The organism is Erythrobacter sp. 3-20A1M (assembly GCF_018636735.1).
Taxonomy (GTDB): domain Bacteria; phylum Pseudomonadota; class Alphaproteobacteria; order Sphingomonadales; family Sphingomonadaceae; genus Alteriqipengyuania.
The window spans coordinates 1,912,764-1,927,604 of sequence record NZ_CP045200.1; the positions used below are offsets into that span (position 1 = coordinate 1,912,764).

A 14,841-nucleotide genomic window follows, 5' to 3' on the forward strand; every position below is an offset into this window, starting at 1 on the left:
GTCAGTCTCTGGCCGCGTTGCGGATCGAATCGAGTTCGTCTCTGGCGCCGCGGGTATCAACGCTGGCGACAACGGACATGCCCGGCACCAGCAGACGCAGGACTTCGGAAGAAGCCTGAATGGATATGCGGACCGGGACGCGCTGAACGATCTTGGTGAAATTGCCCGTCGCGTTTTGCGGAGGCAGGATCGAGAATTCCGCCCCGGTCCCGGGGGCGATGCTTTCCACTCTCCCCGATAACTCGAGATCGGGCAGCGCGTCGATTTCCAGGGTGACGGGTTGCCCGGGGCGGACGAGGCCGAGCTGCGTTTCCTTAAAATTCGCCGTCACATAAAGACGGTCGGTGGGAACCACGCTCATCAGGCGCTGGCCGGGCTGGACAAATTGTCCGGGCCGGACCGTGAGGTCACCCACCCGCCCGGAAATGCTCGCCCTGAGCGTGGTCGACGACAGGTTCAGGCGGGCCGCCTCAAGCTGCGCACGAGCTGCGTTGGCTTGCGAATTGGCCTGGTCTATCTGTTCGCCCAGCGTGCCTTGCCGCCGCTGTGCAGCCGTGAGCGCGGCGCGCGCCGCCGCGACCTGGGCTTGCGCTTCTCTGGCCTGGGCCTGCAGCTGGTCGAGCCTTTCGCGCGGCTCCGCTCCGGAAGCGGCAAGGGGGCGATAACGCGCAACCTGCTCCGCAGCCAGACCGGCCTGCGCAGATGCCGCGGCAAGTTGGGCACGGGCCTGCTCGATAGCCGCATCCTGCTCTCGCTGTTGTGCGCGAACCGTATCAGCTCCGGCGAGCGACGCCGCGATCTGGGCTTCGACCTGGCTGGTCTGGGCGCGATAATCCCGCACGTCCAGCTGCACAAGTGCATCGCCCGACGCAACCGTTTGATTCTCGGTCACCAGTACGCGCTCGACATAGCCGGCAATTTTGGGGGAGATGATGACGCTGTCGGCGGCGATATAAGCGTTGTCGGTGGACTGCTGGAATCGGCCGTACGTCTGATGATTGTAATACCAGTAGCCCCCGGCGAGCAGGACCAGAATGACGGCGATCAGCAGACCAAGCCGGACCCGCGGACTGGACAACCCCTTCGGACGTTCGCCTTGATCGCTATCGCCTGCTGTCTCGTCCGCCATGGTAATTTCGCTCCTCGCCATCGTTTGGCCCGTTGCACGAGCGATATAGCGGTCAAAATAAAATACGAAAGTCCTTTACTATTTTTTCCTGATCGATAGGACCCACTCATGACGGAAGACGAGGACACTCTCGCACTCGACAATGTCATCACCGACGATGATCGAGCGATCTTCATGATGGACGAGATCAGTCGCGCCGCGCGCAAGGCATTCGATGACCGGGCACAGCCGCTTGGCCTCAATCGTACGCAGTGGCGTGTGCTGGCGCAGCTCATCAAAGATCCTGCCCTGAACCAGACCGACATCGCCAGGCGCCTCGAACTCGAATCCGCCACCATTGGCTTGGCGGTCACCGCCTTGACCCAGAAAGGCTTTATCGAGCGCCGCCGTGACCCGGCGGACGGGCGGTCTTGGAGTCTCGGCCTGACGAGACGGGTTGAGGAAATACTCCCTGACCTCAGACGGGCCGCAGACGCGACCCACCTGCGAATATGGAGCGGAATGACGCCGCAACAGAAGAGTACTTTGCATTCGCTTTTGGAGATGGTCAGCGAAAACGTACGGCGGGATGCTCTCTGATGGCAGACATGCCGCCTTCGCGCATGAGTGACCGGAAGCGGCTTGCGCAGGTCATAGCAATTCTCGGCCGTCACGGGCTGGGCGGCATCGTGTCCGCGTTGGGATCCGGCCGATCTCAAACCAATGCACATCCGACGCGCCCGGAAGCCCTGGTCGAGGCACTGCGCGAACTGGGACCAGTCGCGACCAAGCTTGGCCAGATCCTCGCGATGCGAAGCGATCTCTTGGGGCCGGATTGGACGGCAGCGCTATCGCAGCTGCACGATCGCGTTCCGGGTGTACCGTTCGAGCGTGTCGAGGCTCCGCTCACCCATGCTCTCGGGGAAGACTCCGGCCAGTATTTTCGTGAGCTGGATCGGGAGCCGATCGCGGCGGGCTCTATAGCGCAGGTGCACGCAGGAATACGGAGCGACGGCGTACCGGTCATCGTCAAGATCCGGCGACCGGGAATCGAAAGTGTCGTGGATGCCGACATGCGTTTACTGCGGCGCATTGCCCGATTGGCACAACGCGCCAGTCCCCTTGTCGAAAGACAGAGGCCCGATGAGCTGTTGCGGTTCTTCGCCGAAAGCCTCGATCGTGAGATGGATCTGGGCGCTGAAGCACGCGCGAGTGCGGAGATCGGCAGCTATCTTGCACGGTTCGGGATCGAGACAGCCCACTTCGACAACGAGGTGAGCGGGCGCAGTCTCAATGTCCAGGAGCGGGTCGACGCGATCCCGGCGACCGACTTGGCCACACTGAGGGACGCCGGCGTGGATTTTACGTCCGTCGCGCGCGGCTATTCACGCGCGGTGCTGAGCATGATAATCTTCAACGGTCGCTTCCACGCCGATCCGCATCCGGGCAATGTGCTGATCCGCCCCGACGGGACCTTGGTGTTCATCGACTTTGGCGCGGTAGGCACTCTGCTGCCAGAGCGGCGGGACGAACTGGTGCGCCTGTCACTGGCGATCGCCGGAGAAGATATCGACGATCTGGTCGATGTTCTCCTTCAGTGGGCAGGCAATCCGGCGGTCGATCGTGAGGCGCTGAAGGCATCGCTTAATCAATTGGTCGGCAAGTTTCGCAACACGCTTCTCGACCAGATCGACCTGTCTGGCATTTTCGCCGATGTATTCGATCTTCTGCGGACTTACCAACTGGCCCTACCCGGCGACCTCGCCTTGATGCTGCGCACGCTGCTCACCGCCGAGGGGTTCGTACGCCGTCTTGACCCGCGCTTCGACATAACGTCCGAACTTGCTCCGATCGGCAAACAACTGCTGATGGAGCGCGCCAGCCTGGCAAACCTGCGCGGAAATGCCCGGCGGACAGCATCGACGCTGATACGCGCGCTTCTCGGCACCCCGGAGATCGTCGAGAACCTGGCGTCGATCGCTCGCCGCGGACAGCTGCCGATCCGGTTGGATCCTCAGGATCTTGCGCGACTGGAAAGGCCGTCAGGTGCGGCGCCCATGCGTTCCAGCGACCTGATTGCGGCAGCGCTCATCGTATCGGCAGCTATCCTGGCAGACCTATCGATAATTGCAGCCATTGGCTGTGCCTTGGCGGCGCTGACATTCTTTTTTCTTGCCCGGAGGCCGCGCTCGTGAACGAGGATCGCCTGTTGCTTCCTGGTGCCGACGGCCTGACGCTTGTCGCAAGTACATTCGGACCGGCTGACGGTTTCCCTGTGCTTCTGGCTCATGGAGGCGGACAGACACGGCGCGCCTGGAGAAAGGTCGGCACTCGCCTGGGCCGGGCCGGATACCGAGCGATTGCCCTCGATCTCAGAGGGCATGGCGAAAGTCCATGGTCCCCGACCGGCGCTTATGATGTGCACGATTTCGGCCGGGATCTCGTTGCAGTTGCGCAGAGTTTCGAGCGCAATCCGGCGCTGATCGGTGCGTCGCTGGGAGGATTGGCGGGCCTTGTGGCCGAGGGCACGATCGCGCCCGGCACGTTCGCCTCGCTAACCCTCGTAGACATTACGCCGCAAATGGAAGCGAACGGGGTCGCGCGGGTCCTCGGCTTCATGGCGCAGCACGCCCGAGAAGGGTTCGAATCGCCCGAGCACGCTTCCGCTTCAATCGCAGCATATCTGCCGCACCGCGAGAGACGGCAAAGTTCCTCGGGATTGAAGAGTTACCTTCGAAAGGCACGGGACGGGCGGTATTATTGGCACTGGGATCCGGCATTCGTCGAGAACGTTACGCGCCGACGCACCATTACCGACGACGTTTCCGCCGGGTCGACCGAGCTTGTTCAGGCTGCGTCGGCGCTGTCGCTCCCGGTCCATCTCGTGCGCGGTGGATCTAGCGACCTTGTTTCTCCCGAAGGCGCCGCTGAATTCCGGAAACTGGTTCCCCATGCAAAATTCAGCGATATCGCTGGTGCGTCGCATATGGTCGCGGGCGACGAGAACGATGCGTTCGGCGACGCAGTACAGCGTTTCCTGGTCGAAACTCACCCTGTAAAACTGTGACCCTAATGATTGCGCCACAAGGCCAACCTCGGTCAGGTACTGTGGCGGACACCCTAGGAGCACGCGGGGCGCGAACTTTCAATGTTTCGGCACCTCTGCCGGACGGAAAAATCCCTGTTTGCGTGCAAGATGGAAACTAACGCAAACTTTTCCTTAGTGGGGTGGATCGTTGGCATTCTGATGCTTGCCACCATCGCTTTTGCGGTGTGGCTTCTCGATCCCACGCCCAATCAGGAAACATATCTCGTCAGGTTTGATCGCTCCGTGGAAGGCCTTCAGCCGGGGTCGACCGTAACATTGTCGGGTGTTCCTGTGGGTCGGGTAACATCGGTCCGCCTGGCGGAAAATGGACCGGGAAACGTTCTCGTTGTGCTGACTCTCGATCCTGATGCAGCGAAAGTTGACGGCCTTGAAGCGACAATCAGTACCAACCTGATAACCGGCGAGGCCGCGCTGGTGCTCGAGGGTCGAAGGGGCCGTCAAGGCATATACGCCGACAATTCAGGAAGGAAGATCATCCCGGCCTCGGACGGAACCGGACTTTTTGGGGGGAATGCGACCGCTACCGTCGAGAGCGTGGCAAACAGTGTCCGCGCTTTGAACGAAGGACTGGAACCAGAAAAGCAGCGGGCGATCACCTCGGATCTTGCCCGGCTTCGAGTCACGACGGCCGATCTGGCATCGGACGCGGAAGGATGGGACGAAGATTTGGCCTCAACAAAAGGAAGACTGTCGGACTTGCGGCAACGGGTCGGTGGATGGGGAAATGATCTTCGAGACGCAGATCGCCGAATTTCCGACGGAAGCGCTTCCACCAGCGCGCGAAGACGTCTTCGCCAATTCCGCGAAGGGGTACAGAACGCTGAGAATAAGCTTTCCCAGGCAAAGAGCGGCATTCCGGCGATCGAAAATTCTCTGATCGAAGGGGAAGCGGTCTTTCGCGGACTCAGTCGCGACCTCGGGCCTGTCAGAGAGAAAATCGAAGATGTCGAGGTCAGGGGAATGACATCAGATCCTCCTCTCCCAGACTATCGGGCTGGGAGAAGAGACGCTGGAGCGAATTCCGAACATTAAAAGTGAGCCTAACGAACGACGGCTCTCGGAGAGAGAGCACAGCCCGTTGAATGGCGGAAAGGAGGGCGCTTAGCGGACATCAATCTTGGCTGGTTTCCCGGGCGCAAAAATGCATTCTAGAGTCCCCAAAAAGGCATCGAACCAATGCATTAGACGGCATTTGCGGGCCTTTTGCGGGCTCTTCGCACAAACCGAATTACCTAAACATCTGAAAAAAGGTAAAAAATGAGACCGAATGTGATGCCTCTTCTGGCACCATTCTATGAGATCGCCGGAAAGGTGATTCTCAACCTCGGCATCGAAAAGCTCGGATACTGGTCGGCTCGTCGGACGGGCGCGTCTCTGCGAAGAGTCGTTCGCGTGGGCTGGCCGATAGCGGCGCAATCGACTCTCTTCGAGATTATCGATCGCGCCGCAGGCGTTTCTGATGGTGTCGGACCGCGCCGCCTACCTCTCCGGCTTGGCAAGGCGGCGGTGCATCTGGGCGACCAGTTCGTCCGGCAGGATACCGGCAAACACGTCCTGCACCTTGTTCATGAAGCCGCTGACTTCCTGCGTTTCGCCCTTCAGCAGCGCGTCGTATCCGTCGCGCGCGACCTTGGCCGGATCGGCCTTGCTGTCGGACTGGCCCGCAGCGGTATCTTCCATTCCGGCCCGGTCGAAGAACTCGGTGTCGGTGACGCCGGGCATGAGGCAGGATACGACCACCTGCGTGCCCTTGAGCTCGTTCGCGAGCCCGACGCAGAAATCGTTCACGAACGCCTTGGTCGAATTGTAGACCAGCTGATACGCACCGGGCATATCCCCGGCGATCGAGCCGGTGACGAGAATCCGGCCCGCATCGCGCAGGACCATCTGCGCGCCGATCTTGTGCACGAGCGAGACGGTGCCCTTCACATTCGTATCGATGACATGGGCGATCTCGTTCCATTCCTGTTCGAAGAAGGCATGGCCCAGCCCGTGTCCGGCATTGGCGATCAGCGTATCGACCTGCCGCTCGCCCACCGTTCCAGCGACGGTATCGATCCCGTGCTTGGTCCCGAGGTCCACTTCGAGCGTTTCGACCGAAGCCGCGCCGCACGCTTCCACCGCGCTCCTAGCCGTCGAAAGGTCGCGATCGGCGACCAGCAACAGGTTGCATCCGTCGGCTGCTGCCAGCTTGGCGAGTTCGAGACCGATCCCGCTCGATGCACCGGTGACGATGCAGAAGCCGGAGAGTTTGTCGATCGGGTTCTTGCTCATGCTGCCTTCTCCTGCATATCCTGGCCTGGCTTGAGGACCACCTTGGTCCATTCGTCCTGTTCGTCGTGGAAACACTTGTACCCGCGCGCCGCGTCTTCGAGCGGAAGGCGGTGCGAGATGAGGAAGGTGGTATCGAGAGTGCCGTCCTCGATCTTCTCCAGCAGCGGCTTGGTATAGCGCTGGACGTGCGTCTGTCCCGCGCGCACCTGCAACGCCTTTTCCATCATCGCGCCCAGCGGGAACTTGTCCGCCATGCCGCCATAGACGCCGGGGATCGACACGCGCCCGCCGGGACGCACCGCGAGCAGTGCCTGGCGCAGCGCCGCCGCCCGGTCGGCACCGATACCGATGGTCTGCTTCGCATAATCGAGGATGTTGTCCGGCGCGAAGCCATGCGCCTCCATCCCGACCGCGTCGATCACGGCATCGACGCCGATCCCGCCGGACATTTCCATCAGCGCCTCGCGCACGTCGGTCTTGCGGAAATCGATCACTTCCGCGCCCATCTGCTTCGCGAGTGCGAGCCGGTTGGGGTAGTGATCGATCGCAATCACCTTGCCCGCGCCCATGACAATGGCGGATTGCACCGCGAACAGGCCCACCGGGCCGCAGCCCCACACCGCCACGGTATCGTCGGGCTGAATTTCGGCGTTCTCCGCCCCCATCCATCCGGTCGGGAGGATGTCGGACAGGAACAGGACCTTGTCGTCCTCCAGATGGTCGGGGATCACGATCGGCCCGACATCGGAAAACGGCACGCGGACATATTCCGCCTGTCCGCCCGAATACCCGCCGGTCAGGTGAGAGTACCCGAACAGCCCGGCCATGGGATGGCCGTAGAGCGTGGCGGACATGTCCTGCTTCTCCACCGGGTTGGAGTTCTCGCAGCAGGAATATTGCTGGATCTTGCAGTGAAAGCAGCCGCCGCAGCTGATCGTGAAGGGAACGACGACGCGCTGCCCCTTCTTCAACGTACTGTCCTTGCCCGTCTCGACCACCTCGCCCATGAATTCATGGCCCAGGACATCGCCGGCCTGCACGCCGGGAATCACTCCGTCGTAAAGATGGAGGTCGCTGCCGCAGATCGCGGTCGAGGTGATTTTCAGGATCGCGTCGCGCGGGTTGATGATTTCAGGATCGTCGACGGTATCGACGCGCACATCGTGGGTGCCGTGCCAGGTAAGGGCTCTCATCAGTTCTTCTCCTGTTGCTTCGCCGCCCGGGTGTTATCCCGACGGTGCGCCGAAGTGGCGATTTCGCCCGTTTCCATCAGCATCTTGAATCGCTTGAGATCATGGCGCGCCTGTACCTCCGGTTCGCGCAGGAACAGCTTGGCGGCGAGCCGCCCGAGTTCGCCCATCGGCGGATCATACTCGATCACCAGCGAGACGCGCGTTCCGCGATCGCCCGGAGCGTCCGCGAATTCGACAAAGCCGGTGGTATCGATGTCCGATCCCTCGACCGAGCGCCACGCGATGCGTTTGCCCGGTTGATCGTCGGCAATCTCCGTTTTCAGATCGACGGTCGTGCCCGCGGGCGCCTTTATGGTCCAGATGTGGTGATCGCCCTCGGCGCGGATCCGTTCGACGTTTTCCATCACCTGGGGCAGGTTCTGGAAATCCTTCCAAAAACGGTAGAGCTCGTCGCGCGGTTTCCCGATCGTCACGGTGCGACCCACCAGTGCGTTCTCCGCCCCGGACTGCCTGCGCGTGCGCCGGGGCGCATCGTCTCCACCGCCGGAGCGGCGCTGCGCCAGCAATGCGCCCAGGGCGACACCCCCGACGGTCAGGCCCACCCCGGCCAGGGTACCGGCAATTCCGGATTTTGCGTGTCGTGTCATGGCATGTTCCTTTCGAGCTTTGCGCCTCAATCCTGCTTCACGCTCTCGCGGTCCCAGAAACGCAGCGCGCCGCATTTCTCGATGAAGTCCTTCGCCGCGGAAGCGCCACCCGACACATCGACGAAGCCGTCGTCCATCCAGTTCCAGACGCCGGCGGTTTCGAACAGCGGCTGCACCGCCGGGACGTAGGCGACGAATTTCGCATGGGCGAAGGCGTCGTTGACGAAGTCGATGCTGGGCTTGTCGGTATTGTACCGCTTGGCGGAATCCTCGCTCATCACCACCGCGACCGCGTCGTATGCGACGGACGGCCCGCCATCGATCTTCTCGTCGGCCTTCATCATCTTGCCATCGGACAGCTTGGCCCCCGAGACGTGCGGAGCGATGATTTCCGCCATCGCGCCCGCTCCCTCGGCCGCGTCCTTCAGCGCCGCCACCACACCGGCGTCGGCGCCTTCGGCGATGTAAATGCCCAGCTTGCGGCCCTTGAACCCGTCGGGCCCGTTCTTGATGATCGACAGGGCCGGGCTTTCGGGCAGGTCCATAATCGTCTCGCGCGCGGCCGGGACCTTGTCCGGCATCTCGGTCAGGCCGAGACCGTCGGCCACCTCCTTCGCCAGACCTTCGTCGATCCGCAGGAGGTGACCCACCATGCGCTCGCGAATGTCCGCCCGTTCCACCTTGGACAGTTCGAAGGTGAGCGCATTCGCCATATGCGTCTGCTCGACCGGGGTTTGCGAGACATAGAACTGGCGCGCCTGGCTATAATGGTCGGCAAAGGTTTCGGAACGCGTGCGCACCTTCGGCCCGGTTACCGGTGCCTCGTAGCTGGTAAAGCCGTTCATCGGGCAGGCGCGCGGACCGCGATCCTCTCCCGTGCCATCACCCCAGGAATTGGGCTCGTAATTGGCGCGGCCCTTGGGATTGGTCATCGCCATGTGCCCATCCTGCTGGAAATGGCGAACGGGGCACTTGGGCGCATTAATCGGGATATGCGTGAAGTTCGGCCCGCCCAGGCGCTTGAGCTGCGTATCCAGATACGAGAAGTTGCGCCCCTGCAGCAGCGGATCGTCGGTGAAGTCGATGCCGGGCACGATGTTCTGGGTGCAGAAGGCCACCTGCTCCGTTTCGGCGAAGAAGTTGTCGACATTGGCGTCGAGCGTCAGCGTCCCGATGATCTCCACCGGGACCTGCTCTTCGGGAATGATCTTGGTCGCGTCGAGGACGTCGAATTCGAACTGGTCGGCGAAATCCTCGTCGAAGGTCTGGATGCCCAAATCCCATTGCGGGAAGTCGCCGGCGTCGATCGCGTCCCACATGTCGCGGCGGTGGAAGTCGGGATCCGCGCCGTTGATCTTCAGCGCCTCGTTCCAGACCACCGACTGCATCCCGAGACTGGGCTTCCAGTGAAACTTCACGAAGGTCGCCTTGGACTTCTCGTTCACAAGTTTGAACGTGTGGACCCCGAAACCCTCCATGAAGCGAAAGGAGCGCGGGATCGTGCGGTCGGACATGATCCACATGATCATGTTCATCGATTCCGGCGTAAGGCTCACGAAATCCCAGAAATTGTCATGTGCCGTCTGGGCCTGCGGAAAACCGCGGTCTGGAGCGGGTTTGGCGGCATGAATGAGGTCGGGAAACTTGATCGCGTCCTGGATGAAGAACACGGGGATGTTGTTGCCGACGAGATCCCAGTTTCCTTCCTTGGTATAGAACTTCGTGGCGAAGCCGCGCACATCGCGCGCGAGATCGGGAGAGCCCTTGTTACCCGCGACGGTGGAGAAACGGGTGAATGTCGGCGTCTTCTCACCCACCTCGTTGAAGATCGCCGCGCGCGAAAATTGCGGGATTGCTTTCTTCAACTCGAAGTGGCCGTGTACGCCATAGCCGCGCGCATGCACCACCCGTTCGGGAATCCGTTCGTGATCGAAGTGGAAAATCTTCTCGCGCGCGATGTGATCTTCGAGGAGCTGCGGGCCGCGAGGACCGGCGGTGAGCCAGTTCTGGTCGTCCGCGATCGGCGCGCCTTGCGCCGTCGTCATGATGTCGTCGTCACCCTTGGGCTTCTGGTGGTTGGCTCCGCCTTCGGATAGTTCAAATTCTTTCGCCATGAGGTCGCTCCGCGTTCGAGGGGATGATCACCCAACGGCGCGACTTCCAGTTTTGTTGCATGGCATCGAAAAAGAATCCGCCAATCAAGCCCTTTGTTAACAGATGTTATCTTCGCGAAGAAATGGAGCAGGAGGGTGGGCGAAGTAGAAGTCAAACGCATCAGTTCTGCCCCTTCCTGGTCGAGCGGCTAAAGTGAATAATAGCTATGACGCTTCGCAGTAAAACTAACGTAAGTTAACGTGATCGCGAAGAATTAGTCGGAACCGTCTTGCCGTACCGGACTTTCTGGAAATGCCCGTCACTGTCGCCGGGCGATGCGATATCGCACATTCGCGAGGGAGACCGATATGTCTGCGCCTGCCAATCTCACGGACTGCTACACCGAAGAGCTTTCCGATCTGTGGTCGGCGAACGACCAGATGGAGAAGGTCGTGCGCGACCTTGCTGAAAAAGCCGGGGACCAGAAGCTGGCCGACCGCCTGTCCAGGTCCGCCGACGGCATCCAGAAGCACACCGAGACGATCCGCAAGCTGCTCGAAGAGTGCGGCGAGGACGAGAAGGAGCACTGCAAGGGCATGGAGGGCCTCGTGAAGGAGGCGCGCAAACATGCGCTCGACGCCGACATCGAGGACGACGACGTTCGCGACGTGGTGATCATCGCCCAGTATCAGCGGATGTGCCATTACGGCATTTGCGGCTTCGGCACGGCCAAGGCTTTCGCCGAGGCGCTGGGCAAGAGCGATCATGTCGCCAAGCTCGATAAGATCACCGAGTCGATCTACGACGCGGATGAGAACATGTCCGATCTTGCCGAACGCAGCGCCAATCTAGAGGCGCGGTAATCCGGTCCGACGCTCATGGCATCGTCCCAGATGATCAGGGGAGAGGCCGTCGCGGCTCTCCCCATACTCCCCGAACTCCTGCAAGCGGCTCCTTTTGCGAACCGGGCTCTCTGCCTACGGCAGATCTGTACGCTGGCCGGATCGTTCGACTATGCCGTGGCGGTACCCGTTCGCAACGAGGCGGCATTGCTCGGCAGGATGTTGTCGGCGCTGGGCGGCGCGATGAGGCAGGCACCGCAGCGCGGTGCGGCTGTATTCGTAGTAAACGATACGCAGGACGATTCCGTAAGCTTGATCACGCAATGGGCGCGTTCGCATGCGATATCGATTGCACTGGTCGACACCGTATTCGCGCCCGAAATTCGCAATGCACCCCATGCCCGCCGCCTGGCTCTCGACCTCGCGGCCTATGTCGCCCCCGAAGGTATGCTATTGACGACCGACGCCGATAGCCATGTCGGGCCCGGGTGGGTCGATACCTATCTCACTCGTCTCGCCATGGGGGCCGATTTCGTATGCGAAGATGTGCGACTGGACGAGGACGAGCTCACCCGCTTGCCCGACTCCGTTCGCCGCGTCGGGGAGATCGAACGGGCCTATTTCAATGCCAGCGAGCAACTGTGGCATCGCTGGACCGGGGGCCGTGCCGGCCCCTTCGCCATTCGCGCATCGGGAGCGAGCATGGCGATGCGCACCGCCGCCTATCTGGCAGTAGGGCGGCTGCCGACGCCGGTCAGCGGCGAAGACAGCGCTTTGTGCGCCGCCATGCTCGCCGCCGGTCTATCAGTGGAATGCCTCGCCGATATCGGCACGCGCACATCGGCTCGGCTGGAAGGGCGGACCACGCGCGGATGTGGCGATGCGCTGGCGCAAAGGGCCCGATTGGCAGATCCACCATGCGATGCAGCGCTCGTCCCGATCGCGACGCTGCGCAAGCGCGCGCTGGCATTCACTTGCTGGACCTCCCAATCGCTCGAGTCCCGGCTGCATCCTGCGGGGAACTCCAGGCCCAGCCACGACCGTTCGCGACCGATGCGGGCAAGTGAGCTTGAAAGTGAGCTCGAACTCGCGCTGACGATGTTGCGTATGCCAGACAACGTGGGTGCCGATGCCTGACCCGAATACTCCGCTCGAAGCGATTGCGCGGCGCGCGGCGGGAGAGGACCGGCCGGATGGCGATCTGGCACCGGACATCGCGATCTTGCACAAGCTCGGCTGGCTCGTCGCCTGCCTGCCCCGCTCGTCCGGTGGGCAGGGATGGGGCAGCGAACCGGCGGGCGCCTTGCCGGCTCTGGTGGCCTTGCGTGCGATAGGGCGTGCCAATCTTTCCGTCGCGCGCCTGTTCGAAGGGCACATGAATGCGGTCAAGCTGATAGAGGCCTACGGCTCGAACGCATTGCGCGCGCAGATTGCGCAACGGGTGGGCGAAGGATTGCTGCTGGGCGTATGGGGCGCGGACGACCCGGCCTGCGCCTTGCGCTTCACCTTCACTGCCGATGGCCTGCTGCTCGAAGGGGCCAAACGGTTCGCGTCCGGCCTGGGTGTGGTCGGGGCGGCTCTGGTCACCGCAGGTGGGCCCGGCGAGCCTACGCAATTGCTCGTCGTCGATGTGGACGATCCCGCGCGCGCCGACGCCAGCGACTGGACGATGGCGGGGATGCGGGCGACACGCTCGGGACGGTATGAATTCAGCGGAGTGCGGGTGTCCGGTTCCCGCCTGGTCGGTAACGCCGGTGACTTCGAGCGCGAGCCGCTCTTCGAAGGGGGCATATGGCGCTATTGCGCCGCGCACCTGGGCGGGGCGGAGGCGCTGTACCATGCCATGTGCGAGGCACTGGTAGCGCGCGACCGGGCGGACGATCCGCATCAGCAGGTGCGGGTGGTTTCCGCCGCCACCGCAATCGAAACCGCGCGGCTGTGGCTCGCACGTTGCGCGGAGGAGGTGGAAGCCTCCGGCGCCGGTGCGGACAAGGCCAACCTGTCGCTGCTCGCGCGTGAGGTCACCGCGACTGCCTGCCGCACCGTTCTGCACGAGGTAGATGCGGCGCTGGGCATGGCCGCCCATGTCGAGGGTACGCCGGTCGAGCGCATCGGCCGGGATCTGTCGCTGTTCCTGTGCCAGGCCGCCCCCGATGCGAAGCGCGCCCGCGCGGCAGGCGCCCTGATCGACGGGTGCAGGCGGATCGAGGCGCTATGAGCGTTCCGGCCACTGCCGAGGGCGCCCTGTTGCGTCATGCAGCGAATGCGTCGCGTGTCGACATCGCCCGGCTGGCACCTCCCGGGGCGCTGCTGGTGGTGGTGCCTCATCCCGATGACGAGACGTTCGGTTGCGGTATGGCGCTGGCGGCGGCGGGAGACAGCAGACGCCGGATCGTCGTCGCGTTGCTGACGGACGGCGAAGGATCGCACCCCACCTCGCGGCTCTTTCCGCGCGACAGCCTGGTCGACTTGCGGGCGCGCGAATTTGCCGAGGCGTTGCGTATCCTGGTCCCCGATCAGCAGGTCTCGGTCGAGCGGCTGCACCTTCCCGACGGGAGCAGCCGGATCGATACCGGCACACTGGACAGTTTGACCGCGCTCGCGCGCCAGCACGATGTTCGGGCTATCTGGGCAACCTGGGCGCTGGACCCCCATTGCGATCACGAGGTCGCGGGCGACCTTGCGGCGGAGGTCGCCCGGCGGCTCGACATACCCTCATGGTCGTTTCCCGTATGGGGCCGCTTTGGCGAGCGTGGCCTGCCGGAGCGGATGGTGACCTTCGCCGACCCGGATATGAATATGCGCAAGCGGGCGGCGATGGCCGTGTACGCGTCGCAGACGACCGCTCTCATCGACGATGATCCGAACGGTTTCATCATGCCGCCTGCGCTACTCGATCATTTCGCCACGCATCCTGAGATATTCATCCGTGGCTGAAGCCATGTCCGAGCGCCGCCGCGGGTTCGAGAGGCTGTTTACAGACGATGCCGATCCATGGCGCTTCGACACCAGCCGATACGAGCATGACAAGCGCGAGGCCACGATGCGGGCGCTGGGGCAGCGCCGCTTCGGCAGGGCGGTCGAGATCGGTTGCGCCACCGGCGCGTTGACTGCACAGTTGGCGACCGTTTGCGACGAATTGCTTGGGCTCGACCTGTCGGAAACGGCGCTAGCCCATGCTCGCGCTCGGCTCGCGGAGACACCCAACGTTCGGCTTATGCGCGGGGAGGTACCCGGTGACTGGCCCGAGGGCACTTGGGACCTCATGGTCTTCTCGGAAGTCCTTTACTTTCTCAGTGCAGAGGAGATCGCGGAAGTCTCCCGCCTCGCCCATCGGACCCTGGACGCGCAGGGCATGTGCCTGCTGGTCAATTGGACGGGGCCGAACGACTTGCCGGTGGACGGGCGCCACGCCGTGGAAATTTTCCGCACCGCCGCCCCTTGGGCGCAGGACGAGACACGACCGGCACCGCGTTACCGGATCGACCGCTTTACGAGATCATAGTCGCCAGGCGAGCGGGTCTAGGACTTGCCGCACAATTAGCCGGTAAGGACGTAGAAACCGGATGCCAGG

The 14,841-nt window shown here is 62.7% G+C and carries 14 protein-coding genes; 9 read left to right on the forward strand and 5 right to left on the reverse strand.

Features of this window, described 5'->3' with window-relative positions; all coding sequences use genetic code 11:
- Position 1: 1 nt before the first annotated feature.
- Entirely contained in the window at positions 2-1,150 is a 1,149-nt protein-coding gene (locus F7D01_RS09430) for an HlyD family secretion protein (protein ID WP_187335527.1), read from the reverse strand.
- Between the two features lie 87 nt (positions 1,151-1,237).
- Between F7D01_RS09430 and F7D01_RS09435 the strand changes: the two genes are divergently transcribed.
- From F7D01_RS09435 to F7D01_RS09450, 4 genes are all read left to right on the forward strand, one after another.
- Positions 1,238-1,708, forward strand: a complete 471-nt coding sequence (locus F7D01_RS09435; RefSeq protein WP_215227341.1) for a MarR family winged helix-turn-helix transcriptional regulator — start codon at positions 1,238-1,240, stop codon at positions 1,706-1,708.
- On the forward strand, positions 1,708-3,303 hold the full coding sequence (locus F7D01_RS09440) for an AarF/ABC1/UbiB kinase family protein (RefSeq protein ID WP_187337189.1): 1,596 nt from the start codon (positions 1,708-1,710) through the stop codon (positions 3,301-3,303). Before F7D01_RS09435 ends, F7D01_RS09440 begins: the two co-directional genes overlap by 1 nt.
- A complete protein-coding gene (locus F7D01_RS09445) occupies positions 3,300-4,175 on the forward strand; it encodes an alpha/beta fold hydrolase (protein ID WP_187335529.1) in 876 nt (291 codons plus the stop codon). Before F7D01_RS09440 ends, F7D01_RS09445 begins: the two co-directional genes overlap by 4 nt.
- A gap of 129 nt (positions 4,176-4,304) precedes the next feature.
- Positions 4,305-5,249, forward strand: a complete 945-nt coding sequence (locus F7D01_RS09450) for an MlaD family protein (protein ID WP_187335530.1) — start codon at positions 4,305-4,307, stop codon at positions 5,247-5,249.
- Positions 5,250-5,696: 447 nt separating this feature from the next.
- Here F7D01_RS09450 and F7D01_RS09455 read toward each other — a convergent pair whose 3' ends face one another.
- From F7D01_RS09455 to F7D01_RS09470, 4 genes are read right to left on the reverse strand one after another with little or no spacing between them, the layout of a single operon-like run.
- Positions 5,697-6,491 carry an SDR family oxidoreductase gene (locus F7D01_RS09455; protein ID WP_215227342.1) on the reverse strand — a complete coding sequence of 265 codons (795 nt, stop codon included), beginning with the start codon at positions 6,489-6,491 and terminating at the stop codon, positions 5,697-5,699.
- Positions 6,488-7,684 carry a zinc-dependent alcohol dehydrogenase gene (locus F7D01_RS09460; protein WP_215227343.1) on the reverse strand — a complete coding sequence of 399 codons (1,197 nt, stop codon included), beginning with the start codon at positions 7,682-7,684 and terminating at the stop codon, positions 6,488-6,490. The genes F7D01_RS09455 and F7D01_RS09460 overlap by 4 nt, the downstream gene beginning before the upstream one ends.
- The gene (locus tag F7D01_RS09465; protein ID WP_215227344.1) at positions 7,684-8,331 is read right to left on the reverse strand and encodes an SRPBCC family protein; all 648 of its coding nucleotides are present in this window, start codon (positions 8,329-8,331) and stop codon (positions 7,684-7,686) included. The genes F7D01_RS09460 and F7D01_RS09465 overlap by 1 nt, the downstream gene beginning before the upstream one ends.
- Positions 8,332-8,357: 26 nt before the next feature.
- Complete coding sequence (locus tag F7D01_RS09470; RefSeq protein ID WP_215227345.1) at positions 8,358-10,445, reverse strand: catalase; 2,088 nt, start codon at positions 10,443-10,445, stop codon at positions 8,358-8,360.
- Between the two features lie 348 nt (positions 10,446-10,793).
- Between F7D01_RS09470 and F7D01_RS09475 the strand changes: the two genes are divergently transcribed.
- The 5 genes from F7D01_RS09475 to F7D01_RS09495 all read left to right on the forward strand — a co-directional run bounded on the left by F7D01_RS09475 (position 10,794) and on the right by F7D01_RS09495 (position 14,772).
- A complete protein-coding gene (locus F7D01_RS09475; protein ID WP_215227346.1) occupies positions 10,794-11,288 on the forward strand; it encodes a ferritin-like domain-containing protein in 495 nt (164 codons plus the stop codon).
- A 156-nt stretch (positions 11,289-11,444) separates the two neighbouring features.
- Positions 11,445-12,404: a glycosyltransferase family 2 protein gene (locus tag F7D01_RS09480; protein WP_215227347.1), complete on the forward strand. Its 960-nt coding sequence runs from the start codon at positions 11,445-11,447 to the stop codon at positions 12,402-12,404.
- Positions 12,397-13,485, forward strand: coding sequence for an acyl-CoA dehydrogenase family protein (locus tag F7D01_RS09485; protein WP_215227348.1), 1,089 nt, complete (start codon positions 12,397-12,399; stop codon positions 13,483-13,485). The genes F7D01_RS09480 and F7D01_RS09485 overlap by 8 nt, the downstream gene beginning before the upstream one ends.
- Complete coding sequence (locus tag F7D01_RS09490) at positions 13,482-14,204, forward strand: PIG-L deacetylase family protein (RefSeq protein WP_215227349.1); 723 nt, start codon at positions 13,482-13,484, stop codon at positions 14,202-14,204. Before F7D01_RS09485 ends, F7D01_RS09490 begins: the two co-directional genes overlap by 4 nt.
- A gap of 4 nt (positions 14,205-14,208) precedes the next feature.
- A complete protein-coding gene (locus F7D01_RS09495) occupies positions 14,209-14,772 on the forward strand; it encodes an SAM-dependent methyltransferase (RefSeq protein WP_215227350.1) in 564 nt (187 codons plus the stop codon).
- Positions 14,773-14,841 lie beyond the last annotated feature (69 nt).

Excerpts from the sequence above, each read along its gene's own strand:
- F7D01_RS09430 (WP_187335527.1), bottom strand. The coding sequence starts at position 1,150 with ATGGCGAGGAGCGAAATTACCATGGCGGACGAGACAGCAGGCGATAGC.
- F7D01_RS09435 (WP_215227341.1), top strand. The coding sequence starts at position 1,238 with ATGACGGAAGACGAGGACACTCTCGCACTCGACAATGTCATCACCGAC.
- F7D01_RS09440 (WP_187337189.1), top strand. The coding sequence starts at position 1,708 with ATGGCAGACATGCCGCCTTCGCGCATGAGTGACCGGAAGCGGCTTGCG.
- F7D01_RS09450 (WP_187335530.1), top strand. The coding sequence starts at position 4,305 with ATGGAAACTAACGCAAACTTTTCCTTAGTGGGGTGGATCGTTGGCATT.
- F7D01_RS09455 (WP_215227342.1), bottom strand. The coding sequence starts at position 6,491 with ATGAGCAAGAACCCGATCGACAAACTCTCCGGCTTCTGCATCGTCACC.
- F7D01_RS09460 (WP_215227343.1), bottom strand. The coding sequence starts at position 7,684 with ATGAGAGCCCTTACCTGGCACGGCACCCACGATGTGCGCGTCGATACC.
- F7D01_RS09465 (WP_215227344.1), bottom strand. The coding sequence starts at position 8,331 with ATGACACGACACGCAAAATCCGGAATTGCCGGTACCCTGGCCGGGGTG.
- F7D01_RS09470 (WP_215227345.1), bottom strand. The coding sequence starts at position 10,445 with ATGGCGAAAGAATTTGAACTATCCGAAGGCGGAGCCAACCACCAGAAG.
- F7D01_RS09475 (WP_215227346.1), top strand. The coding sequence starts at position 10,794 with ATGTCTGCGCCTGCCAATCTCACGGACTGCTACACCGAAGAGCTTTCC.
- F7D01_RS09485 (WP_215227348.1), top strand. The coding sequence starts at position 12,397 with ATGCCTGACCCGAATACTCCGCTCGAAGCGATTGCGCGGCGCGCGGCG.
- F7D01_RS09490 (WP_215227349.1), top strand. The coding sequence starts at position 13,482 with ATGAGCGTTCCGGCCACTGCCGAGGGCGCCCTGTTGCGTCATGCAGCG.
- F7D01_RS09495 (WP_215227350.1), top strand. The coding sequence starts at position 14,209 with ATGTCCGAGCGCCGCCGCGGGTTCGAGAGGCTGTTTACAGACGATGCC.